Origin of the sequence: Variovorax glucosi, from assembly GCF_051216695.1 — a bacterium.
In the GTDB taxonomy this organism is placed as follows: domain Bacteria; phylum Pseudomonadota; class Gammaproteobacteria; order Burkholderiales; family Burkholderiaceae_C; genus Variovorax.
Genome location: NZ_JBPJZE010000001.1, coordinates 1,762,459 through 1,783,428, shown reverse-complemented (window position 1 = coordinate 1,783,428; position 20,970 = coordinate 1,762,459). Strand labels below are relative to the sequence as shown.

22 protein-coding genes, 1 tRNA gene and 1 pseudogene are annotated in these 20,970 nt (G+C 63.7%); 13 read left to right on the top strand and 11 right to left on the bottom strand.

Going from position 1 to position 20,970, the window contains the following annotated elements; all coding sequences use genetic code 11:
- From ACSFA3_RS08420 to greB, 6 genes and pseudogenes are all read left to right on the top strand, one after another.
- Nucleotides 1-1,129: pseudogene (locus tag ACSFA3_RS08420) on the top strand (hypothetical protein); the annotation flags it as partial.
- 162 nt (nucleotides 1,130-1,291) lie between these two features.
- The gene (locus ACSFA3_RS08415; protein WP_435504908.1) at nucleotides 1,292-1,903 is read left to right on the top strand and encodes a lipocalin family protein; all 612 of its coding nucleotides are present in this window, start codon (nucleotides 1,292-1,294) and stop codon (nucleotides 1,901-1,903) included.
- A 129-nt stretch (nucleotides 1,904-2,032) separates the two neighbouring features.
- Nucleotides 2,033-3,250 (top strand): acyl-CoA dehydrogenase family protein, encoded by a 1,218-nt coding sequence (locus ACSFA3_RS08410; RefSeq protein ID WP_435504907.1) that lies wholly within the window; start codon nucleotides 2,033-2,035, stop codon nucleotides 3,248-3,250.
- A gap of 58 nt (nucleotides 3,251-3,308) precedes the next feature.
- Nucleotides 3,309-3,385 (top strand) — tRNA-Arg (locus tag ACSFA3_RS08405).
- Between the two features lie 168 nt (nucleotides 3,386-3,553).
- Nucleotides 3,554-3,751 (top strand): YegP family protein, encoded by a 198-nt coding sequence (locus tag ACSFA3_RS08400; RefSeq protein ID WP_435504906.1) that lies wholly within the window; start codon nucleotides 3,554-3,556, stop codon nucleotides 3,749-3,751.
- Between the two features lie 5 nt (nucleotides 3,752-3,756).
- Nucleotides 3,757-4,335, top strand: a complete 579-nt coding sequence (gene greB / locus ACSFA3_RS08395) for a transcription elongation factor GreB (protein ID WP_435504905.1) — start codon at nucleotides 3,757-3,759, stop codon at nucleotides 4,333-4,335.
- Between the two features lie 4 nt (nucleotides 4,336-4,339).
- Here greB and ACSFA3_RS08390 read toward each other — a convergent pair whose 3' ends face one another.
- From ACSFA3_RS08390 to gmk, 3 genes are all read right to left on the bottom strand, one after another.
- Nucleotides 4,340-6,595, bottom strand: coding sequence for a RelA/SpoT family protein (locus tag ACSFA3_RS08390; protein ID WP_435504904.1), 2,256 nt, complete (start codon nucleotides 6,593-6,595; stop codon nucleotides 4,340-4,342).
- Nucleotides 6,596-6,697: 102 nt separating this feature from the next.
- Nucleotides 6,698-6,901: a DNA-directed RNA polymerase subunit omega gene (gene rpoZ / locus ACSFA3_RS08385; protein WP_435504903.1), complete on the bottom strand. Its 204-nt coding sequence runs from the start codon at nucleotides 6,899-6,901 to the stop codon at nucleotides 6,698-6,700.
- Nucleotides 6,902-6,910: 9 nt separating this feature from the next.
- Nucleotides 6,911-7,531 carry a guanylate kinase gene (gene gmk, locus ACSFA3_RS08380; protein ID WP_435504902.1) on the bottom strand — a complete coding sequence of 207 codons (621 nt, stop codon included), beginning with the start codon at nucleotides 7,529-7,531 and terminating at the stop codon, nucleotides 6,911-6,913.
- Between the two features lie 116 nt (nucleotides 7,532-7,647).
- On the opposite strand from gmk, the gene hisN reads away from it, so the two are divergent.
- From hisN to ACSFA3_RS08365, 3 genes are read left to right on the top strand one after another with little or no spacing between them, the layout of a single operon-like run.
- On the top strand, nucleotides 7,648-8,421 hold the full coding sequence (hisN, locus tag ACSFA3_RS08375) for a histidinol-phosphatase (RefSeq protein WP_435504901.1): 774 nt from the start codon (nucleotides 7,648-7,650) through the stop codon (nucleotides 8,419-8,421).
- 8 nt (nucleotides 8,422-8,429) lie between these two features.
- Complete coding sequence (locus ACSFA3_RS08370; RefSeq protein WP_435504900.1) at nucleotides 8,430-8,624, top strand: DUF2905 domain-containing protein; 195 nt, start codon at nucleotides 8,430-8,432, stop codon at nucleotides 8,622-8,624.
- An 18-nt stretch (nucleotides 8,625-8,642) separates the two neighbouring features.
- Nucleotides 8,643-9,569 carry an ROK family protein gene (locus tag ACSFA3_RS08365; protein WP_435504899.1) on the top strand — a complete coding sequence of 309 codons (927 nt, stop codon included), beginning with the start codon at nucleotides 8,643-8,645 and terminating at the stop codon, nucleotides 9,567-9,569.
- A gap of 37 nt (nucleotides 9,570-9,606) precedes the next feature.
- Here the strand turns inward: ACSFA3_RS08365 and otsA are convergent, their stop codons facing one another.
- The 3 genes from otsA to ACSFA3_RS08350 are packed head-to-tail and all read right to left on the bottom strand — an operon-like array spanning nucleotide 9,607 to nucleotide 13,060.
- Entirely contained in the window at nucleotides 9,607-10,995 is a 1,389-nt protein-coding gene (gene otsA, locus ACSFA3_RS08360) for an alpha,alpha-trehalose-phosphate synthase (UDP-forming) (RefSeq protein WP_435504898.1), read from the bottom strand.
- Nucleotides 10,992-11,732 (bottom strand): trehalose-phosphatase, encoded by a 741-nt coding sequence (otsB, locus tag ACSFA3_RS08355; protein WP_435504897.1) that lies wholly within the window; start codon nucleotides 11,730-11,732, stop codon nucleotides 10,992-10,994. Before otsB ends, otsA begins: the two co-directional genes overlap by 4 nt.
- Before the next feature lie 53 nt (nucleotides 11,733-11,785).
- Complete coding sequence (locus ACSFA3_RS08350) at nucleotides 11,786-13,060, bottom strand: multifunctional CCA addition/repair protein (protein ID WP_435504896.1); 1,275 nt, start codon at nucleotides 13,058-13,060, stop codon at nucleotides 11,786-11,788.
- A gap of 118 nt (nucleotides 13,061-13,178) precedes the next feature.
- On the opposite strand from ACSFA3_RS08350, the gene ACSFA3_RS08345 reads away from it, so the two are divergent.
- Nucleotides 13,179-13,901 (top strand): OmpW/AlkL family protein, encoded by a 723-nt coding sequence (locus ACSFA3_RS08345; protein ID WP_435504895.1) that lies wholly within the window; start codon nucleotides 13,179-13,181, stop codon nucleotides 13,899-13,901.
- Between the two features lie 35 nt (nucleotides 13,902-13,936).
- Here the strand turns inward: ACSFA3_RS08345 and ACSFA3_RS08340 are convergent, their stop codons facing one another.
- Entirely contained in the window at nucleotides 13,937-14,620 is a 684-nt protein-coding gene (locus tag ACSFA3_RS08340) for a glutathione S-transferase family protein (RefSeq protein ID WP_435504894.1), read from the bottom strand.
- Nucleotides 14,617-16,614, bottom strand: a complete 1,998-nt coding sequence (locus ACSFA3_RS08335) for a lytic transglycosylase domain-containing protein (RefSeq protein ID WP_435504893.1) — start codon at nucleotides 16,612-16,614, stop codon at nucleotides 14,617-14,619. Before ACSFA3_RS08335 ends, ACSFA3_RS08340 begins: the two co-directional genes overlap by 4 nt.
- A gap of 9 nt (nucleotides 16,615-16,623) precedes the next feature.
- Here ACSFA3_RS08335 and ACSFA3_RS08330 point away from each other — a divergent pair, with 9 nt between their 5' ends.
- A complete protein-coding gene (locus tag ACSFA3_RS08330; protein ID WP_435504892.1) occupies nucleotides 16,624-17,259 on the top strand; it encodes a 5-formyltetrahydrofolate cyclo-ligase in 636 nt (211 codons plus the stop codon).
- A 12-nt stretch (nucleotides 17,260-17,271) separates the two neighbouring features.
- Here the strand turns inward: ACSFA3_RS08330 and ACSFA3_RS08325 are convergent, their stop codons facing one another.
- The gene (locus ACSFA3_RS08325) at nucleotides 17,272-18,255 is read right to left on the bottom strand and encodes a LysR substrate-binding domain-containing protein (protein WP_435504891.1); all 984 of its coding nucleotides are present in this window, start codon (nucleotides 18,253-18,255) and stop codon (nucleotides 17,272-17,274) included.
- A 151-nt stretch (nucleotides 18,256-18,406) separates the two neighbouring features.
- Here ACSFA3_RS08325 and ACSFA3_RS08320 point away from each other — a divergent pair, with 151 nt between their 5' ends.
- Nucleotides 18,407-18,751 (top strand): DUF2917 domain-containing protein, encoded by a 345-nt coding sequence (locus ACSFA3_RS08320; protein WP_435504890.1) that lies wholly within the window; start codon nucleotides 18,407-18,409, stop codon nucleotides 18,749-18,751.
- A 15-nt stretch (nucleotides 18,752-18,766) separates the two neighbouring features.
- Here ACSFA3_RS08320 and ACSFA3_RS08315 read toward each other — a convergent pair whose 3' ends face one another.
- On the bottom strand, nucleotides 18,767-19,162 hold the full coding sequence (locus ACSFA3_RS08315) for a BLUF domain-containing protein (RefSeq protein ID WP_435504889.1): 396 nt from the start codon (nucleotides 19,160-19,162) through the stop codon (nucleotides 18,767-18,769).
- A gap of 90 nt (nucleotides 19,163-19,252) precedes the next feature.
- On the opposite strand from ACSFA3_RS08315, the gene ACSFA3_RS08310 reads away from it, so the two are divergent.
- Nucleotides 19,253-20,020: a Crp/Fnr family transcriptional regulator gene (locus tag ACSFA3_RS08310; protein ID WP_435504888.1), complete on the top strand. Its 768-nt coding sequence runs from the start codon at nucleotides 19,253-19,255 to the stop codon at nucleotides 20,018-20,020.
- Between the two features lies 1 nt (nucleotide 20,021).
- On the opposite strand, the gene ACSFA3_RS08305 is transcribed toward ACSFA3_RS08310, so the two are convergent.
- Nucleotides 20,022-20,945 (bottom strand): YicC/YloC family endoribonuclease, encoded by a 924-nt coding sequence (locus ACSFA3_RS08305; RefSeq protein ID WP_435504887.1) that lies wholly within the window; start codon nucleotides 20,943-20,945, stop codon nucleotides 20,022-20,024.
- Between the last annotated feature and the right edge of the window lie 25 nt (nucleotides 20,946-20,970).

The window sequence follows — 20,970 nt, the reverse complement described above, 5'->3', positions numbered from 1 at the left end:
GGGCGACGGTTGCCAGCGTTGCACGATGGACGACGAATCGAACTGGGACAGCAACTGGGGCAACTGGAAGCGCTCGTATGCCGGCATGCCGGGTCTGGGCAACTACAACCAGATCAAGCTGGTCGGTTTCGTCGATCTGCCGGACACACTGAAGGCGCCGACGGAAATCTCTGCGACGACGGGTCTGTCGAATGACGACTACCAGCGCGTTCGCCGCTATTACGACACCGACCTGGACGACGCGAACGTTCGTGCGCGCTACTTCAGCGGCGACCTGTCCAGCGCATACGCTCGCACCGGCTTCGCCGTCGTGATCTCGAAGTCCGAGAAGCGTGCCGCCTTCGTCGACCTGCGCCCGCTGTTCGCCTACTACAAGCAGCAGTATTTCGGTCAGTCGCAGTCGGGCTTCAACTCGATGATCGCGAATCGTGGCAACGGCGCTTCCCAGTGGCCCTACACCTTCGACGTGGCCCCGAGCCAGAAGCCGTCGGTGATCAAGGTGGTCGATCTGGCCAACCGCCCGACCGCCGTCAAGGTCAGCCTGACCGCGCCCTACCGCGCTTTCATCGCCACCCAGGAAGGCAAGCTGCGCGTGTTCGACCTCGGCACCGGCTACCTGAACCAGGCCGGTGGCGGTACGCCTTCGGACATCTCGGAGCGCTTCTCGGTGGACGTGGGCCGCAATCCGACCGCCATCAGCTATGTCAAGGAGCACGGCATCAACGCGGCTTCGGCGATGAAGGACATCTACCCGAACGGCTACGAGAAGGAACTCATTGTCACCTCGCGTGGCGACCGCAAGCTGCAGTGGGTGCGCTTCGACTCTGGTCTGACCAGCGGTTCGGTGGCACGCACGCTGCAGGAAAGCCGCATGATCGACCCGATCTCGACCGAAGACGCCGACAACCACGGCACTGAAAGCTACCTGGTGAGCGTGGCCGACTACGCAGGCAAGGGCATCCACAACTTCCTGTACGGCCCGATCTACTGGCACACCTACGACCCTTCGAAGGCATGCTCGGATGCAAAGGGCGGCTGCAAGCTGCTGAACAACGCGCCTTTCGAGTACGGCGGCACGTTCAAGGTCCCGGGCAAGCCGTTCCACGCCATGGGCGCGAACATCAACTGAAGCCGGTCAGTCCTCGGAGCCCAGGCAGCGTTCGCGCTGGCCTGGGCTTTTTGCCTTTCCGGCTTGCCTGGCGCCGCACATCCGTCCTTGTCCGACGTGCTGCCGCCCCGCTCACTTGTAGGTTGTGTTCGAACCAATCAAACCAATCGACCCGAGGTCCCGATGAAGCGATCCATATTCACATCCAAACCCAAGACCTTCTCAAGCCGGCCGCTGCTTCTGGCCGCAGGTGCCGCTGCAGCCGTCGCAGCACTTCTGATCGCGGGTTGCGCCGTGTCTCCCACCCCGAAGATTCCTCCTGCGCCGCAAGTGGATCTGCAGCGGTTCATGGGTGACTGGTATGTGATCGGCAACATTCCGACGCGCCCGGAGCGCGACGCGTTCAATGCAGTGGAGTCATACAGCCTGAGCCCCGATGGCCGCATCGCGACAAAATTCCGCTACCGGGAAGGCGCATTCGATGGCGAACTCAAGACGATGAATCCGGTGGGCACCGTGGTTCCGGGCACCAACAATGCAGTCTGGGGCATGCAGTTCATCTGGCCGATCAAGGCGGAGTACGTCATCGTCGATATCGACAAGGACTACCAGCTGACGATCGTCGGACGCAGCGACCGCGATTACGCCTGGATCATGGCTCGCACCCCGAAGATTCCGGAGCCGGCGTACCAGGCGGCAGTCGCACGGCTGAAGACCCTGGGTTACTCGGTTGACAACTTGCGCCGCGTACCCCAACAGTGGCCTGAGACGGCTGCTGCAGATCCGAAAAAATAATCGCGACCGCGGGATGGGCGGGCGCCGGGCGCGTCCGAGTGACGCCAGTGCGACGCTGCGGCGGCATGCCTGATGGTTGAATCTGATCCGTTCCAACGCGCATCCAGATCAACGAAACAAGGAAACACCATGTTCGCCGAACCTTCCGCAAAAACCCAGGACCTGCTGCAACGCATGCGGCAGTTCTTCGACCAGCACATCTATCCCAACGAAGCGCGTTACAACGAGGAAATGGACGCGTTCCGTCGCCAGGGCAATCCCTGGCAGGTTTCGCCGCTGATCGAGGAACTCAAGCCGCTCGCACGCGAGGCAGGCCTGTGGAATATGTTCCTCCCGCACGAATACCGCGGCGTTCCCGGCATCTCGAACCTCGACTACGCGCCGCTGTGCGAGATCATGGGACGCGTATCCTGGTCCGGCGAGGTCTTCAACTGTTCGGCGCCGGACACCGGCAACATGGAAACCTTCGAGCGCTACGGAACCGAAGCGCAGAAGGACGAATGGCTGGTGCCGCTGCTGGCTGGCGAAATCCGTTCCGGTTTCCTGATGACGGAGCCGGCCGTGGCTTCGTCCGACGCCACGAATATCCAGTGCACGATCCGGCGAGAAGGCGACGAGTACGTGATCGACGGCCGCAAGTGGTATTCGTCGGGCGTCGGCAGCCCGCGCTGCAAGATATTCATCGTCATGGGCAAGACCGACCCTGAAGCGCCGCGACATGCGCAGCAGTCGATGATCCTTGTGCCGCGCGATGCACCGGGCGTGACGGTGCTGCGTCATCTGTCGGTTCTCGGTTACGACGATGCGCCGCACGGGCACATGGAAGTGTTGCTCGAAAACGTACGCGTGCCGGCGTCCAGCATCCTGCTGGGTGAAGGCCGCGGATTCGAGATCGCGCAGGGACGCCTCGGCCCCGGACGCATCCACCATTGCATGCGTTCGATCGGTGCCGCAGAGCGCGCGCTGGAGATGATGTGCGACCGCCTGCGTTCGCGAGTCGCTTTCGGCCGGCCGTTGTCGGAGCAGTCGATCTGGCACGAACGCATCGCGGAGTCGCGCTGCATGATCGATCAGGCGCGACTGCTTACGCTGAATGCGGCCCACAAGATGGACACGGTCGGCAACAAGGCTGCGCGCGCCGAGATCGCGATGATCAAGGTTGTCGCGCCCAACATGTCGTGCAAGGTCGTCGACTGGGCGATCCAGGCCCACGGCGCAGCGGGGCTCAGCCAGGATTTTTGGCTTGCGGAAGCCTATGCGCACCAGCGCACGGTGCGTATCGTCGACGGTCCCGACGAAGTCCATCGCAACGCCATCGCGAAGATCGAGCTAGGCAAGAGGCGTTGAAAATTTTCTCAGCTTGTTCCTAAAAGGGCCTGAAAAGCAGGCTATACTAGAAAGCTCAGCGGCTGTAGCTCAGTTGGATAGAGTACTTGGCTACGAACCAAGGGGTCGTGGGTTCAATTCCTGCCAGCCGCACCAAACGGATAGCCCCGGAACAGCAATGTTCCGGGGCTTTTTCCTTTGCGCAAACTTTGCAAATCGAGTTCTGTAAGCAGCAAGCCCGGCGATTTCCAAGGCGGCGTCCTACGTGCGGCATTATCCACAATAATTCACTTTTGTGACTTGATGCAGCAACAGGGTGGAAATATGAAGTTTGTTGTGTTCAAGGAAATCAACCAGCGTTGGTACTGGGAGCTACGTCTGGTTCAGGGGGAAGCGGTGGCCAGGAGCCCGATGGGTTTCGCCACGATAGAGAAGGCTTTCGAGTCGATCCGACTGATTCGGAAAAGCGCGCCGAACTGTCTGGTGTTCGACCTGGTCGGTACGCTGTTCGAGGGCATTTGAGAACGATGAGCAAGGCATTCACAAAGGAGAACGACTCCGAAGACGATGACGGCTTCGATGGCGTCGCACCTCCGATTCCCGCGGGAAGCAAGAACTACATGACGCCAGGCGGGTTTGCGCGTCTGCGCGCCGAACTGCTGACGTTGATGGACGATGAGCGTCCGAAGGTCGTCGAAGCCGTGCACTGGGCCGCCAAGAACGGCGACCGGTCAGAAAACGGCGATTATCTTTACGGGAAAAAACGTCTGCGCGAAATCGACCGCCGCATCCGCTTCCTGTCGAAGCGGCTCGAAATCGCCGAGGTGACCGATCCGTCGGTACACCACGGCAGCGACCAGATCTTCTTCGGCGCAACGGTTCGTTATGCCGACGAAACCGGTGACGAGCGCGATGTGACGATTCTCGGTATCGACGAGGCCGACAGCACCCAGTCGCAGATCAGCTGGATTTCACCCATCGCCCGCGCACTTCTGAAGCTTCGCGAAGGCGATGTCGTCAAGCTCGCCACGCCGGGGGGCACGCATGAGCTCGAAGTGATGTCGGTGCGTTATCCGGCCCCGCCAGCTCAATCGCCGATAGCCTGAATCATCAGGCGATCGGCACCGTCCTGGCGGCCGAAAGGACCGACGGCGTCCGTTTGACGGCGCGCAGCGCGGCTTCGAGGTGCGCCAGGTCTCGGACCGAAATAACGAAGCGAAGATCGGTCGAATCCTGCGGCGTTTCATCAGCCATCTCGACATGTTTGATGTCGGCCTCGGCGTCGGCCAGCGTCGACGCGACCCGTGCCAGCACACCCTTGTCGTTGCGCACCGTAATGACGACACCTGTCTCGAAAGAGCGAACCGGATCGTCCGCCCATTCGACGGCGAAGAAACGTTCGCTGTCCTTGTAGCGCAGTCGCTGTCCGACCCCGCAAGCGTCGGTGTGCACCACCAGGCCTTCGCCGTGACCGAGGTAGCCGACGATTCCGTCGCCCGGAATCGGCCGGCAACACAGAGCGAAGCGCACCGAGGAGTTCTCGCTGCCGTCCAGCAATACGGCGCCCTGCGACACGGTTTCATGCGCCGTGAAACGTTCGCGGCTGAGCATCAGCGCATCGGGTTTTTCGCCTCGCTCGGCAAGCAACGCCATCAGGCGCTTGGCCACGATGCTGGCTACACGCTTGCCGAGGCCGATATCGGTCAGCAGCTCGGCGCGCGTGCGGCTGCCGGTGAATCGCAGCAACTTGTCCCAGAGTGTCTGGTGTTCGGCATCGTCGGCCGGCAGCTTGCCAAGGCCCTCGGCCCGCAGCGCCTGGGCTAGCAGCTTTTCGCCCAATCCTTCGGATTCGACGTGTGCCAGCGTCTTGAGATAGTGGCGTATCTTCGAGCGCGCACGCCCGGTGCGAACAAAACCGAGCCAGGCCGGATTGGGCGTGGACACCGGCGCCGTGATCACTTCGACGACGTCGCCGTTCTTGAGCTCGGTGCGAAGCGGCACCTGATCGCCATTGATGCGGGCGGCCGACGTGTGGTCGCCGATGTTGCTGTGGATGGCGTACGCGAAGTCGACCACCGTCGCGCCGCGCGGAAGCGCCATGATCTGGCTTTTCGGCGTGAAGACGTAGACGGCATCAGGGAACAGGTCGACCTTGACGTGGTCCCAGAACTCAGCGGCGTCGCGGGTTTCGTCCTGAATGTCGAGCAGCGACTGCAGCCATTTGGTTCCCAGCCTGTCGCTGCTCGCAGTGCTGGGTTCGGCGGCCTTGTAGAGCCAATGCGCGGCAACACCGGATTCGGCAACCACGTTCATGGCTTCGGTTCGAAGCTGAAATTCGACGTTCACACTCGCGGGACCGACCAGCGTCGTGTGCAGCGACTGGTAACCGTTCAACTTGGCGATCGCGATGTGATCCTTGAACTTGCCGGGCAGCGGCTTGTACATCTGGTGCAGGATGCCAAGCCCCGTGTAGCAAGAGGTCACGTTCGGAAGGATCAGGCGAAAACCATAGATGTCCGTCACCTGGGCAAAGCTCAGGTGTTTGTCTTCCATCTTTCTGTAGATCGAATAGAGCGTCTTCTCGCGGCCCGCAAGCCTGAGCGACATGCTGGCTTCGCCGAACGCCGATTCGACTTCGCGCTGGACTTTCTGGATCAGGTCGCGTCGTCGGCCGCGCGCTTTCGATACGGCTTTCGAAAGAATGGCGTAACGCCACGGCTTCATGTGCCGGAAGGAGAGCTCCTGCAATTCCCGGTATGTCTGGTTGAGGCCCAGCCGGTAGGCGATCGGGGCATAGATCTCGAGCGTCTCGCCTGAAATGCGCGCCCATTTCTCGCGCGGCGCATCGGCCAGCGTGCGCATGTTGTGGGTGCGGTCGGCCAGCTTGACCAGGATGACGCGCACGTCGCGCGCCATGGCCAGCAGCATCTTGCGGAACGATTCGGCCTGGTTTTCTTCGCGCGTGTTGAATTGCAGCTTGTCGAGCTTGGTCAATCCGTCGACCAGCTCAGCGACCGGGGCGCCGAAGCGTTCGATCAGTTCCGACTTGGTAACGCCGCAGTCCTCGATCGCGTCGTGCAGCAATGCGGCCATCAGGGCCTGGGCATCGAGCTTCCACTCGGCGCACTGCGCCGCGACGGCGATGGGATGCGTGATGTAAGGCTCGCCGCTGTTGCGCAACTGGCCCAGATGCGCTTCGTCGGCAAAACGATATGCCCGCCGGACCAGGTCGGTGTCTTCGGCGCTCAGATAGTCGAGCCGCGCCGTCAACGCGGCAAAGCTTGCGGCAGCCGCATTCAGCGCAGCGGGACTCGGGCGCGGGATGCCCTTCGGGGCTTCGGATGGAGACTTGGCGACCGCACTCATGCGTATGACTTTAGCGTGCGATGAAAACCGTCGTGTCCGGGCGTAAAAAAAGCACCGCGCGGCGGTGCTTCTTACGGCGTGACGGGATCAGCTGATTTCTGATCAGCCCGGAACCTTCTTGAGCATCTCGATGCCGATCTTGCCTTGTGCGATCTCGCGCAACGCCGTCACGGCTGGCTTGTTCTTGCTGTCGATCTTTGGCGCGTGGCCTTGGCTCAGCATGCGCGCACGGTAGGTAGCGGCAAGAACCAGCTGGAAGCGGTTCGGGATCTTTTCGAGGCAGTCTTCGACGGTGATGCGGGCCATGGTGTTCTTTCAGGGAATGTTCAATGCGGCAAAAGTGTCGGCACGTGCGCGGCGCTGGGCGGAATACCGGAGCCGCTGCGCGTGAACGATGGCTTTCAGGTCGAAAAGCGCGCGCTCAAATAACTCGTTGATTATAACGAAGTCGAATTCTCCCGCGCGCGCCATCTCGTCGGCCGCATTCCCGAGGCGCAGCTGGATGACTTCGGCGCTGTCTTCGCCCCGTCGTTCCAGGCGGGAACGCAATTCTTCCCAACTCGGCGGGAGGATGAAGATCAGCACCGCGTTGGCGAAGGTCTTCCGGATCTGGATCGCGCCCTGGAAATCGATCTCGAGGATGACGTCGGCGCCCAGCGCCACGCGCTCCTCGATCGCGCGCTTCGATGTGCCGTAGCGCTGGCCATGTACATGGGCCCATTCGACGAAGGTGTCGGCCAGCACCATCGCGTCGAATTCGGGCTGCGAGACGAAGAAGTATTCGCGGCCATGTTTTTCCTGGCCGCGTGGCGGGCGCGTGGTGTGCGAAACGGACGGCTGGACTGCGGAATCGAGTTCCATCAGCGCCTTGACCAGGCTCGACTTGCCTGCGCCGCTCGGTGCTGCGACCACGAAAAGATTGCCGGGATAGTCCATGCTTCGCTCTGCTCGCTGCTTTGGGTAATGGGGGAGACGGATAAGGACGGCGAAGTTTACCTGGCACCCCGATGGCATCCTTCGGTACGCCGCCTGCTCGGGTCTAATCGGCTCTCATGAATCCAACTTCAGAATTGTTGCGCACTGCCCATGCGCTTGCCGATGCGGCTGCTGCGCATTCGATGGCGCATTTCCGCACCTCGCTGGCCATCATCACCAAAGCCGACGAAAGCCCGGTGACGCTGGCCGATCGCGCCGCGGAAACCACGATGCGTGAAATTCTCGGTGCCGTGCTTCCGGCGGACGGAATCTACGGCGAGGAGCATGGCGCCGAGCGCGTCGACGCCGCGCGCGTCTGGGTGCTGGACCCGATCGACGGCACGCGCAGCTTCATCACCGGCTCGCCGCTCTGGGGCACGCTCATCGGCGTGCTCGAAAACGAGCGCGTCGTCTTCGGCATGGTCGACATGCCGGTGCTCGGCGAGCGGTGGTTCGGGCAGGCCGGCATCGGCGCCGAGCGCAACGGCGTGGCTGTCAAGGTGAGCGGCTGCACGGACGTCGCCCAGGCGCGCATCGTCACGACATCGCCGGATATCTTCAACGCCGCCGATCTGCAGGCTTTCGACCGCCTGAGCAAGCGCTGCGCCATGCGCCGTTTCGGCGGCGACTGCTACGGCTACGCGCAACTCGCCGGAGGCACGATCGACCTCGTCGTCGAGACCGGTCTGCAACCCTATGACTACCTCGGTCCGGCCGGGCTGATCGAAGCGGCCGGCGGCGTGATCACCGACTGGGAAGGCCGTGCGCTCGGCCTGAACTCGGACGGGCGCGTCGTGGCTGCGGCCACACGCGAACTTCACCGACAGGCGCTCGAAGCGCTGACTGCCTAGACTGCCGGATGTTTCGCTGGTTGATCGTCACCGTGCTTGCGCTGGTGCTCATGAGCGGGCTGACGAACTGGCTGCGAAAGTTCGGCTTCGGCAAACTGCCGGGCGATTTCGCTTTCAACGCGTTCGGTCGCGAATGGCAGGTGCCGATCGCGAGCACCGTCGTGCTGAGCATGCTCGCGGCCCTGGTCGCCAAACTGATTTGATGAATGTGATCTGAAGACATGAGAGCCTGCGTCGACATCGGCGGCACCAAGATTGCCGTGAGCCTTTCGAAGGACAGCGGCAGCCCGCTGCTCGGCCGAATCAGCGAGCCGACGGCAAAGTCGGGTGCGAACGATGCGGTGGCGCAACAGGTGATGCGGCTGATCGACGAGGTGTGTGTAGCGCAGGGCGTCGATGCTGCCTCGGTCGAGCGGGTCGGCATTTCTTCGACAGGGCCGTTCGTGATGAAAAACGGCGCCGTCGAACTGGCGACGCCGAATATCTGCGGCGGTATCGCCGGCCCCGCGCGGGGCTTGCCCAACGACTGGATGACCGCAACCCTCCAGGAGCCGCTTGCGCGTCGCTTCAGGCATGTGCGTGTCGAGAACGATGCGGTGGCCGCACTCGAGGCCGAGCGTCGGTGGGGCGCGCTGCAAGGTATCGACGATTGCGCCTATGTCACCTGGAGCACGGGCGTCGGCGTCGGTCTCTGCGTCGACGGGCGCGTTTTGCATGGCAAGAACGGCAATGCCGGTCATGCGGGCCACAGTTTCGTTTCGGACGATGACAGCAAGGCGCTGTGCGGTTGCGGAAACGTGGGCGATGTCGAAGCGCTGATAGCCGGCAATGCGGTGGCGCGTCGTTTCGGCCTCTCGGCAGCCGATCTTTTCGAAGCTGCGGTGATGGGCGATGCGAAGGCGGTCGAGATCGCCGACGAACTGTGCCGCGTGATGGGTCGCCTGCTTTACAACCTGATCGTCACGCTCGACCTGCGGCGCATCAGCGTGGGCGGCAGCGTGTTCCTGCACAACCAGGCATTCCTCGTCCCCCGATTGCAGGCTCACGTCGACGGCAAGCTGGCGCCGCTGACGCGCGGCGTGGATATCGTGCCGGCCGGGCTGGGCGAAAAAGTCGGCGATTACGCTGCGCTTGCACTTCTGGACTGAACCAGGACTTTTGGGGAGTCGGGTTGCCGTCGTCGCCTCAGTCGCGCTCGGACGGCGTTTCGCGCAGCGCATCGAGAAAGCTGTTGCGCCACCAGTGAATGTCCTGCTCGCGGATCCGCTGTAGCAGTTTCTGGTGCCGCGCTTTCCGTTCCTCCAGAGGCATCTGCAGTGCCTGCTGAATGGTTTCCGCGGTGCCGTGGGTATCGTAAGGATTGACCAGCAGCGCTTCCCTCAGCTGCTCTGCCGCGCCGGCGAAGCGCGACAGGACCAGCACACCCGGATCCGCCGGATCCTGCGCAGCGACGTATTCCTTGGCCACGAGGTTCATGCCGTCGCGCAGGGGCGTCACCAGACCGACGGCGCTTGCGCGGCACAGACCGGGCACGCGCTTGCGGGCGACGACACGGTGGATGTAGCGCACCGGCATCCAGTCGAGCTCGCCGTAGTCGCCGTTGATCGCCCCGCAGAGCGACTCGAGTTCACGGCGAATGTCGGCGTAGGCATCGACGCTCTCGCGGGTGGGCGAGGCAATCTGGATCATCGTTGCGCTGCGGCGGTTTTCCGGGTAGTTCGCAAGCAGTTCGCGGAAGGCACGGACCCGGTTGGGGATGCCTTTGGAGTAATCGAGGCGGTCGATGCCCAGCAGCAGGCGGCGCGTCGAATATTCGCGTTTCATGGTCTCGTACATGTCGCGCGATTCCTTGGCATGCGTGAGCGCCGCGAATTCGTCGACATCGATGCCGATCGGGAATGCACTGCAACGCACAGTTTTGCCGTACCCGCGAAACATGTCGTCGCCCAGTGCCTCGCCATGCGCTTCGTTGACGACGTAGTGCTCAAAATGCTGCACGTCCTGCTTCGCCTGGAAGCCGATCAGGTCGTACGAGAACAACGAACGCGCCAGCCACTCATGCTGCGGAATCGCTGCCATGATGATCTGCGGCGGCAGCGGAATGTGCAGGAAGAACCCGATGCGCTGCTTGCAGCCCATTGCGCGCAGTTCGGCGGCCAATGGGATCAGGTGATAGTCGTGCACCCAGATGATGTCGTCTTCCTGCAGCAGCGGCATCAGCTTGCGCGCGAAGAGCTGGTTGACGCGCCGGTATCCGCCGATGAAACCGGCCTCGAAATTGGCGAGATCGAGGCGGTTGTGAAAGACCGGCCAGAGCACGTCGTTGCTGTACCCGGCGTAGTAGCTGTCGTGGTCGTCGCGGCTGAGGTCGATGGTGGCCAGCGTCACCTTGCCGGCCTGCTGCCTGTGCATCTCGCCTTCGCCGGTCGGCCCGCCTTCGACGATGGTGCCGCTCCAGCCGAACCAGAGCCCGCCGGTCTGCTGCAGCGATTCGCCGAGTGCGACGGCGAGTCCGCCGGCTGTTGGCTTGCGCGGATCGGCAACCCGGTTGGAGACGACGACGAGCCGACTCACGCAACGCCTCCTTCGACTGCATCGCGGGCGGCGACCAGCCATTCGTAGACGGCGCGGGGAGAGTCGAGTCGGTGCAATGCCTGCGTCGGCCCGGTGCCGACCTTGATCGCCACACCGCCATGCGGTTGCACCACCGCAAAACCAGTCTCGTCGGTCGTGTCGTCGCCGGCGAACACCGGGCGGCGACCGACGAAGGGTGCCTCGCGCATGAACGCGTCGATGGCCGTGCCCTTGTTGATTCCGAAGGGTTTCACCTCGAAGACGAACTTGCCATGGAGCAGCTCCAGCTGCGGCTGTCCGTCGACGATGCGCGTCATCGTTTCCTGGCAAATCGCCTGGAGTTCCGGCGCCAGCCGATAGTGAAGCGCAATCGCCGCATGCTTTCGCTCGACCAGAAGGCCTTTGTACTTGCCCGCCAGTTCGTTCACGGCATCGAGAACGAAATGCAGATCGGGCGTGTGCTGCTCATGCATGTCGCCAGTCGCATCGCGACGCTGAACGCCGTGTTCGCCAGCCGCAGGCAGCCTGAGCGGCGCGAGAAACCGGTCGATCGAATCGATTTGCCGGCCGGAAACGATGGCCAGCGCACCGCCGAGCATTTCATGGAGGTCCGTGAGCAGGGCCACCAGGGCTGGAGGCACCTCGATGGCCTCGGGCGTCTCGGCGAGTGCGACGAGCGTGCCGTCGAAGTCGAGAAAAAGAGCGGCGTCGGACGTGAGGCGTGGAGGTGTCTGCATTGCTTAAAACCTTAGCACTTCGAGGGTCGATACAGCGTCGGTCAATGCCGCAATCAGTTTCCGGGCGTTTCGCGAAGCATGGCTTCGACTGCAGCGGTCCGTGCGCGGTCGACCGCTTCGCCGATCCGAGGACCCTTGGCGCCTTCTTGCGCAGCCCGCTCCGCCACCGCGCGTGTCTCGACTGCCTGTGCCGCCGCCAGCACGCGAAGCAGCCGTTGCCGCTGCGGATACGGGCGCGCCTCGAAGCCGAGGCGCCCACGCGCATCGCATTCGCAGGCTTCGAGCACCTGATCGAAACGCTGGGGCTTGCGGATCGCATCGCAGCGCTCGAGCAGCCGCATCAGCGCCGCTGCGCCGAGTTCGCCGCTGCGGTGGATGTTCCCGTGTTCTCGCGCGACGACCTCCGCCAGTTCGCGCAGTTCGACCGGTACGCGCCAGTGATCGCAGACGGCCCGCAGCAGCTTCGCACTTCGCTGCTCATGTCCGATGTGCCGCGGCAGCACATCGGCCGGCGTGGTGCCCTTGCCCAGGTCGTGCATCAGGCATGCGAACCGGACCGGCAGCGACGCTTGGAGCTGCGCCGCCATGTCGAGCACCATCATCAGGTGCACGCCGGTGTCGATCTCGGGATGGTGCGCTTCGGGCTGCGGAATGCCCCAGAGCCGGTCGACCTCAGGCAGCAGCACGGCCAGCGCGCCGCAGTCGCGCAGCACCTCGAACATGCGAGACGGCTGCTTTTCCATCAGGCCGCGCGACAGTTCCTGCCAGACGCGCTCCGGCACCAGCGCATCCACCTCGCCGGCCGCGACCATCTCGCGCATGAGCGTCATCGTCTCCGGTGCGACGGTGAAATCGCTGAAGCGAGCCGCGAACCGTGCGACGCGCAGGATGCGTACCGGATCTTCCCGAAACGCATCGGTGACGTGGCGCAGCAACCTGTCCCGCAGATCGCCCTGGCCGTCGAACGGGTCGACGAGCGCGGTCGTGTCGACATTGCCGTTCGCGCAGCCGGCTGCCAGCGATTCGGGCAAGGCGATCGCATTGATCCGCAGGTCGCGTCGTGCGAGATCCTCTTCGAGCGTCACCTCCGGCGCGGCATGCACGACGAAGCCGCGGTAGCCCGGCGCGCTTTTGCGCTCGGTACGGGCCAGCGCGTACTCCTCGCGGGTGACGGGGTGCAGGAACACCGGGAAATCGCGGCCGACCGGCAGAAATCCTTGCGCCGTCATTGCGTCGGGCGTGGCCCCGACGACGACCCAGTCGCGGTCGCTTCCCGACCGGCCGAGCAAAGCATCGCGGATCGCGCCGCCTACGAGATACGTCATCATCATGCGAGTGTAGGGATAGTCCTAACGTCAAAAAAGCACGATCGTTCGCTAAACTTCGCCGGCGGTCGAGCGCACTCGCAAACCGCACCCAATCCAACTTTCCCGGGGACACGACAACATGAAAAAATCGATCTATCTGCTGACCGCCGTGGCGGCGCTGGGCTCTGCAAGCGTATTTGCCCAGCAGGCGGGCTCCTGGCAGGTCGGTGCGGGGTGGCTGCACTTCGCGCCGCAGGATTCGAGCGAACCGTTGCGCTTCACCTCGCCGGTGAACCGGACGGTGGCCGGCTCCGGTGCCGGCGTCGGCAATGCCGACACGCTGGGCGTCAACGCCACCTACTTCGTCGACGATCATTGGGCGACCCAACTGGAACTCGGCATTCCGCCGAAGTTCAAGCTTTCCGGCGAAGGCACGCTGGCCCGGCTGGGCGAGATCGGCACCGCGCGGCAATGGAGCCCGACGGTGCTGGTCAAGTACTACTTCAACGACAGCAACGCGACCTTCCGTCCTTATCTCGGCCTCGGTGCGACCTACGTGTTCTATCGAAAGGTCGAGCTGGCGCAAAGCCTGCAAGGCGCCATCGCTGCACAGATCGGCGCGCCGGCTGCGTTGGCGCGCACGTCGGCCGATCTCGACAGTTCCTTCGCACCGGTCTTCAACGTCGGCGCGGCGTACAAGTTCAACAAGAACTGGGGCATGGTCGCGTCGGTCTCATACATTCCGCTGAAGACCAAGGCGACGCTCACCACCTCGGTGGCCGGACGCGATGTGGCGACCAGCGAGACACGCCTCAAGCTCAACCCGATCGTTCCCTATATCGGACTGACCTACACCTTCTGACGTTCAGCGGTTTAGCCGATCAGCGGCTGGGCGGCTCAGCGCGCGACCCGGTAGGGTTCGTCCATCGGCACGAAATCCTGCTCTGCGCGAGCCGCATCGTTCCATGCGCTGACGCCCGGCAATGTTTGCAGGCGGTCGATGTAGGCATCGATGACGGCAGGCACCGGCAGCGCGTAGGTGCGCAGGCGTGAGGCGACCGGTGCGTAATAGGCGTCTGCGATGCAGAAATCGCCGAACAGCATCGGGCCGCCGCTGGTTTCAAGCAAACCGCTCCATAGCGAGACGATGCGCGCGAAGTCGGCGCGCACGCCCGGCTGGTCGCGCAACACGATCCGACCTTGCTGCGCGAGGTCGGCCTCGACGTTCATAGGGCAATGCGAGCGCAGTGCGCCGAATCCCGAATGCATCTCGGCACAGACGCTGCGCGCCATCGCCCGCGCAGGCCTCCCGGCGGGCCAAAGCTGCTTTTCGGGGAACGTTTCAGCCAGGTATTCGCAGATCGCGAGCGTGTCGGAAACGACGATGCCGTCGTGTACCAGCACCGGCACCTTGCCGATCGGGTTGACGGCGAGCACGGTTTTCTTGAATTCCGAATCCGCCTCGAACGAATCGAAGCGGACCATCTTCTCCTCGAAATCGATACCGGCCTGCTTCAGCAGTACCCAGGGTCGCATCGACCAGGACGAGTAGTTCTTGTTGCCGATATAGAGGCTGATCACGGGAGGTCCTTGTTCGGCTCGGGTTCGCGCTGGTCGCGCGGACCGACGCGGCCCAGCCGGGCCTTTAGCGACTGTGGCTGTCCGGTGATCAGCGCCGCATAGTTGGTCGTGTTGGCCAGCACTTTCTTGACGTAGTCGCGCGTCTCGGTGAAGGGTACGTTCTCGGCCCAGATCGCGGCATCGAGCACCGGGCCGTTCCGCCAGTTGCGTGGACGGCCGGGACCGGCGTTGTACGCTGCGGCGGCCAGCGCCATCGAGCCGTCGAAGTCGTCCAGCGCAAGTTTCAGGTAGCTGGTGCCGATGGTGATGTTGGTGTCGCGGTCGGTGATCTGGTTGGGCGTGAAGCCGACCATGCCGATCTTGTTGGCGGTCCAGCGCGCAGTCGCCGGCATCACCTGCATGAGACCGGACGCGCCGACGCCGGAGCGCGCATCCATGACGAAGCGGCTTTCCTGGCGGATCAGACCGTAGACGTAGGCCGGATCGAGGCCGATGTCCTGGCTCTTGCGCAGCACGGTTTCCCGGAACGGCATCGGAAAGCGCTGGTCGACGTCGATCGCGCCCTTGGTGCGCTCGCTGGTGTTGATGCAGCGATCCCAGACTTCGCGCTGGCAGGCGAGGTCGGCGGCGGCGAGCAGTTCGCGGTCGCCCATGCCGCCGTTCTCGTGCAGGTTGGTGGCGTAGTTCCATTCGCGGACGCCCTCCGAGCGCAGACCGATCGAGATGGCATAGAGGCCGCGAGCCAGCGAAGGGTTGTTGCGCGCGGCCTGCTTTTCTTCGGCGGTGAGCGGTGCGGGGCGCGTCGGCACGACGGCGCGCTGGCCGAGGTCTTCGAGCGCGAGCAGTTCGTAGAAGCCGCGTGTGCCGGCGATGCCCTCGAGCAGTGCGCGGGCCTGGGCGCGACGCTGCTCTCCGCCGATGGCGTTGAGTGCGCGGGCATGCCAGTAAGTCCAGGTCGGGTCGTCCTGAGAGGACTTGCTCATGGCCAGCACGGCGGTCTGCACGTCCTTCCACTGACCGGCGCGCAGCGCGGCACGCACTTTCCAGCCGAGCATGTCGTCGGAAAGATCGGCATCTTTCGTGACGTTGGCGAAATAGGTGCTGGCCGAAGGCGACAGCTTGGTCGCCGCCTGGCGGCCGACGGCGCCCCAGACCCAGTTGCGTTCCTCGTTCGACAGCATGGCGCCCCACTTGCCGTCGAGCAGCGAGGCTGCCATGTCGGGATCGGCGATCGCGGTCTTGATGAGCGCGAGCACCACCATCTCTTTCCGCGGACGCGAGATGGCGACGACCGCGCCGGAGAGAAACTTGCCGGCGTTGGCATTGACCTGCGCAAAAGTCGGCATCGCATCGGGTGCGACCAGCATGACCGCATCGCCGGCAGCCTTCGGGCGATTGGCCTCGATCGACAGACGCGCCTTCTTCCAGGCATCGTCGTTCGACATGGCGCGCGACGCGATCAGGCGCTCGGCTGCGGTGAGGCAGCCGTCGTCGGCGTCGCGCTGGCGCAGCCAGTTGTCGCGCACTTCGTCGACCTGCGCCTTGGTGGCGATGCCTGTCTTCAGAACGTCGACCAGCGTGGCGTAGCAGCGCACCTGGAGGTCGTCGCGCATGCGGAATCCGACATGGATCGTTGCGAATCCGTCCCAGTCGCGACGCTGGCCGAGCAGCAGCAGCCAGTCGTTGCGCAGGCGGTCTTCCTGATAAGTGCCGGCGTAACGGCTGAGGAAATCCTGGACTTCCTGCGGGGTTGCTTCCTGCAGCCGTGCCTTGAGTTCCCAGTACGCTGCCCACGGTTCGAGTGCATTGCCGCGCGTCTGGGGCAGCAGGGCACTCAAACGCGCCTTGTCGCCCTTCTGGAAGGCCTGTTTCATCTGCAGCAGGGCGTCGTCGCCGGCACTCTGCGCGCAGGCAGGTTGCGAAAGTGCTGCAAGGACAAGCGCCAGTGCGCCGAAAAGTTGGCGGCGGGGTGCCAGAATGCTTAGGAACTTCATCGGGGGATTATGGACAAGGCACACGATGGGAACGCGGGAGAGAACGAAAGCCGCGAGGCGACAGCCGCTTTCTTCAAGGCGCAAGTGCGCGCCGCACTGATCGAGCAACGCCTGGCGCTGCCGGATCGCGGACAGCGATCGGATTTATTGCAGCGCGTGATGCGCATCTGGCTGGTTGGCCGGCCCGACAGCGTGATCGGCGCGTATTGGCCGATCAAGGGCGAATTCGACCCGCTGCCGGCGCTGCACCGCTGGAAGGAAGACGGCGAATTGCTCGACGAACCGCATCGCCGGCGCATCGGACTGCCCGTGGTCGACCGCGTCCACAAGACGCTGACTTTCCATTCCTGGTACCCGGGCTGCCCGATGGAAAACGACGCCTATGACATTCCCAAACCGAAGGACACCGAGCTGATCGTGCCGACGCTGCTGTTCGTGCCGTGTCTCGGCTACAGCGCTGGCGGGTATCGGCTGGGTTATGGCGGCGGTTTCTACGATCGCACGCTTGCGGCGCTGGAGCCACGTCCGTTCACGGTGGGGCTCGGATTCACGCAGGGGTATCTGGAAGAGTTCACGCCCGAAGCCCACGACCTGCCGCTCGACGCCATCTTGAACGACAACGGCGTCGTCTGGCCGATCGGTTGAGCGGCCGGCGCTTCAATCCAGATAGTCGATGGTGTCGGGGTCCGGCACTTCGCCGATGGTTTCCCGGGTGATGCGGGCCTGATCCTGCAGCCAGTCGCAGAAGGCCCTGATCTCTGGGCGCAGCGCGTTGCGCGGGCCGACAAGCAGCCAATAGGCCATCGGCGAATCCATGCGGTGCTGCGGCAGCACTTCGACCAGGTCGCCGTTTGCCAGGCTTTCGGCAATGAGCGAGCTTCGCGCCAGCACGATGCCCTGGCCGGTAAGCGCGGCCTGCACCATCTGGTAGGCGTAGTTGAAGTAAAGCCATCGCTTCGGCTGGGAGCGCGCGACGCCGTTGTCCTCAAACCACCGCGTCCACGTCAGCCACTCGAGATGGGTCCGGTGCGCGTCGCCGGCCTCGATCAGCGTGAAGCCGGCGAGGTCGGCCGGCATGCGGATCGGTGGATTGCTCTTGATGAGCCACGGACTGGCAACCGGCGTCAGCGTTTCGCCGAACAGCCGCTGCGCACCGACGGGCATGTTTTCGCGCGCGCCGTAGCGCAGCGCGATGTCGACGTCGGCCACGTCCAGGTCGACGGCGACATCGCTGGCGTCGATCCGGATGTCGATTTCCGGGTTGTCGCGCTGAAAGGCTTCAAGGCGCGGAATCATCCACATCGATGCGAAAGACGCAAAAGTCGTCAGCGACACGCTCTTGCGTCCGGCACTCTGGCGGATCTGCCGTACCGCGCCGTCGATCCGCGGCAACGCCTGTTGCACCGCCAGCAGAAGCTGAGCGCCAGCGCTGGTGAGTTCGACTGCGCGCGTGTGGCGCAGGAAGAGGCTGGCGCCGACTTCTTCCTCGATCGCCTGGATCTGTCGGCTCACGGCCGACTGCGTCAACGCCATTTCCTCGGCCGCGGCGCGGAAATTGAGGTGGCGCGCAACGGCTTCGAACGCGCGCAGCTGTCCGGCGGAGATCGGTCGCGTGCGCAGGTGGGTTTGAGAATGTTGCATAGATTGATGCCGAACGGGAATCAGTAGCCTACCTGCAATTCATTGGACCGTGAATGCCGATCGCAGGATCATTCATTCCCGAAGCGCACAGTGGATTACGCGAATTCTTGCAGTTGCCAGGCACTTCGGTTAACGCCAACAGGAGCTTCACATGTCCGTCGCCATCACCTCACCATCGCTCGGTTCCGCTTCGGCATCGCGTTCGGCGACGGACGACAACGCCACCCACGCCGCAATCGCAGCGTCGCGCCGCAATTCGGTTCGTCTGGATGCCGGTCGCGCGGCAAGCCTGCGTGCCGACTGCGCACGTCTGCTCCAGGTGCGACAGGGCAAGGTCTGGGTGACGCGCGATGCCACCGTCAGCATGGCGACGGAAGACATCGTCCTCGGTTGCGGCGAATCCTTGCGTGTGGCCGCCGGCGACCGCATCGTGCTGGAACCGTGGGATCGCAATGGAGCGACCTACAGCTGGGACATCGCATCCCCGGCAGGCTGAGAAAGTCGAGCCCGATCAGCCGTTGATGTCGAACCCCGGGCGCAGCACGAGAAAACGTTCGAGTGCCTGGGTTCCCTGCAACTCGTGGACGCCGGCCATGTCTTCCGGGTCTTCGCTCTGCGCAAAGCCCAGATCGAAGCGCTTGTAGCGCCTCTCCAGGCGCTGGCCGCTGAAAAGCACGCGCACGTCCAGATGGCGTGGGTCGTGCGAAATGCGAGACATCAGCGCATCGACTGCGTCCGGCGGTCCTTCGATGTGTTGGCAAAAACGCGAGCCGTCGAATACCAGCAGCCCGGTGATGCCACGCTCGGCGTTGCGCGCCCGTGCTTGCCCGACGATCTGCCCGACCACGAGCGGCGGCTCCGAGGGCGACAAGACGCTGCAATAAAGAATTTCGTGGAGCTCTGACATCGGCTGGTGGGTAGGCAGCGGCGGATTCTAGGAAGTTCGGTCCTTTTAAGAAATGTGAAAAGACATGTCTTGACCATCTATAGTCCGCCCGTGAAACGCGAGGACAACCCCCTGAAGCCGCCGCCGCACTGTGCACATCCGTGCGACGAGTGCGGGTTGAGAAACAACGCGGCTTTCCTGAAAACGACGGCCGAGGAAGTTGCCGCCATCGAGTCGTTCCGGATCGGCGGCCGCTTCGTGTCGGCCGGGCGTGCGCTGATCGAAGAGCACATCCGCAGCCCACAGCTTTTCACGCTGTACTCAGGCTGGGCTTTTCGCTACAAGACCCTGACCGACGGTCGGCGGCAGATCCTCAACTTCCTGCTTCCCGGCGATTTCATAGGTCTTCAGGACGAGTTCGCCGAAGGCATCACTCATGGCGTCGAAGCCGCCACCGACGCCACTTTCTGTGTTTTCGAACGCGACAAGCTGTGGGCGCTGTTCCAGCGTCAGCCGAAGCTCGGTTACGACATCACATGGCTCGCCGCGCGCGAGGAAAAGATGCTGGACGACCAGCTGGTCACGGCGGGGCGGCGCAACGCCAGTGAACGCATCGCGATGCTGCTCATCCACCTGTACCGGCGCGCCGAGCGCATCGGCATGGTGGAAGACGGCTGGGTCGAATTCCCTTTCAACCAGCAGCACATCGCCGATGCGCTGGGGTTGTCGCTGGTGCATACCAACAAGACGCTGCGGCGGCTGCAGCGCCTGGGGCTGCACAAGATCGACGAGGGCAAGCTGCGCATCCTGGAGCCGTATGCGCTGGAAACGCTGGGCGATTACTTCGAGCGGCCGCTGCGGCGCGTACCGCTGATCTGAATCACTCGATGTTCTGGACCTGCTCGCGCATCTGTTCGATCAGCACCTTCATGTCGACGCCGATGCGCGTCATTTCCAGTACCGCCGATTTCGAGCCGAGCGTGTTGGCTTCACGGTGCAGTTCCTGGATCAGGAAATCCAGCCGTTTGCCGACTTCGCCGCCTTTGCCGAGCAGGCGCTCGATCTCGTCGAGGTGGGATGCGATGCGGGTCAGCTCTTCGGCGACGTCGATGCGGATCGCGAACGCGGTGGCTTCGGTCAAGGCCCGGTCCTGCGCCGCTTCGGGCAGCGTACCGCCCGCGCCGCCTGCAAGTCCCATCGCGTCTTTCCAGCGGTCCAGAAATCGCGTGCGCTGCTGTTCGACCAATTGGGGAACCAGCGGGCCGGCCTGCGTGGCCAGCTGACGGAGTTGCGAGACATGGTCTTTCAGCATCGAGGCCAGGCGAGCGCCTTCGCGTTCGCGCGCCGCCATCAGGCTGGTCAGTGCCTTTTCCGTCACTTCGACCAGTTCCGCACCCCAGTCGCCGCGCGCGCTGCTGTCGCTGCCGGCCAATCGCAGGATGTCCGCGACGCTGAGCTCGCGAGCGCTCGGCAGCCAGGCGCGGATGTTGTCCTGCACGCCGTTCAGGCGTTGCAACATCCGTGTCGACGGTTCGGCGATGCCGGACAGGGCGGCGCTTTCGACCGACGCGCGGACCTCGACCTTGCCGCGCTTGAGACGGCCCGTGAGCAGTTCACGCAGCGCGGTTTCGTGCTGACGAAGTTCTTCGGGAAGCTTGAAGGTGAGGTCCAGAAAGCGGCTGTTGACCGAGCGGATCTCCATGCCGAGACGGCCTGCGGAAACCGGTCTTGCTTCGGCGTCGGCAGGGGCTCCCGCGGCGCCGTTCTGGCCGTTGGCATACCCGGTCATGCTGTAAACTGGCATCGAATCTCCCTGTGGTTTTTTTGCC

Coding starts and splice junctions, on each gene's coding strand:
- greB (WP_435504905.1), top strand. CDS start 3,757: ATGAGCAAGGCATTCACAAAGGAGAACGACTCCGAAGACGATGACGGC.
- ACSFA3_RS08350 (WP_435504896.1), bottom strand. CDS start 13,060: ATGATGACGTATCTCGTAGGCGGCGCGATCCGCGATGCTTTGCTCGGC.
- ACSFA3_RS08370 (WP_435504900.1), top strand. CDS start 8,430: ATGTTTCGCTGGTTGATCGTCACCGTGCTTGCGCTGGTGCTCATGAGC.
- ACSFA3_RS08390 (WP_435504904.1), bottom strand. CDS start 6,595: ATGAGTGCGGTCGCCAAGTCTCCATCCGAAGCCCCGAAGGGCATCCCG.
- gmk (WP_435504902.1), bottom strand. CDS start 7,531: ATGGACTATCCCGGCAATCTTTTCGTGGTCGCAGCACCGAGCGGCGCA.
- hisN (WP_435504901.1), top strand. CDS start 7,648: ATGAATCCAACTTCAGAATTGTTGCGCACTGCCCATGCGCTTGCCGAT.
- ACSFA3_RS08365 (WP_435504899.1), top strand. CDS start 8,643: ATGAGAGCCTGCGTCGACATCGGCGGCACCAAGATTGCCGTGAGCCTT.
- otsB (WP_435504897.1), bottom strand. CDS start 11,732: ATGCAGACACCTCCACGCCTCACGTCCGACGCCGCTCTTTTTCTCGAC.
- rpoZ (WP_435504903.1), bottom strand. CDS start 6,901: ATGGCCCGCATCACCGTCGAAGACTGCCTCGAAAAGATCCCGAACCGC.
- ACSFA3_RS08345 (WP_435504895.1), top strand. CDS start 13,179: ATGAAAAAATCGATCTATCTGCTGACCGCCGTGGCGGCGCTGGGCTCT.
- ACSFA3_RS08415 (WP_435504908.1), top strand. CDS start 1,292: ATGAAGCGATCCATATTCACATCCAAACCCAAGACCTTCTCAAGCCGG.
- ACSFA3_RS08330 (WP_435504892.1), top strand. CDS start 16,624: ATGGACAAGGCACACGATGGGAACGCGGGAGAGAACGAAAGCCGCGAG.
- ACSFA3_RS08320 (WP_435504890.1), top strand. CDS start 18,407: ATGTCCGTCGCCATCACCTCACCATCGCTCGGTTCCGCTTCGGCATCG.
- ACSFA3_RS08305 (WP_435504887.1), bottom strand. CDS start 20,945: ATGCCAGTTTACAGCATGACCGGGTATGCCAACGGCCAGAACGGCGCC.
- ACSFA3_RS08400 (WP_435504906.1), top strand. CDS start 3,554: ATGAAGTTTGTTGTGTTCAAGGAAATCAACCAGCGTTGGTACTGGGAG.
- ACSFA3_RS08410 (WP_435504907.1), top strand. CDS start 2,033: ATGTTCGCCGAACCTTCCGCAAAAACCCAGGACCTGCTGCAACGCATG.
- ACSFA3_RS08315 (WP_435504889.1), bottom strand. CDS start 19,162: ATGTCAGAGCTCCACGAAATTCTTTATTGCAGCGTCTTGTCGCCCTCG.
- ACSFA3_RS08325 (WP_435504891.1), bottom strand. CDS start 18,255: ATGCAACATTCTCAAACCCACCTGCGCACGCGACCGATCTCCGCCGGA.
- ACSFA3_RS08335 (WP_435504893.1), bottom strand. CDS start 16,614: ATGAAGTTCCTAAGCATTCTGGCACCCCGCCGCCAACTTTTCGGCGCA.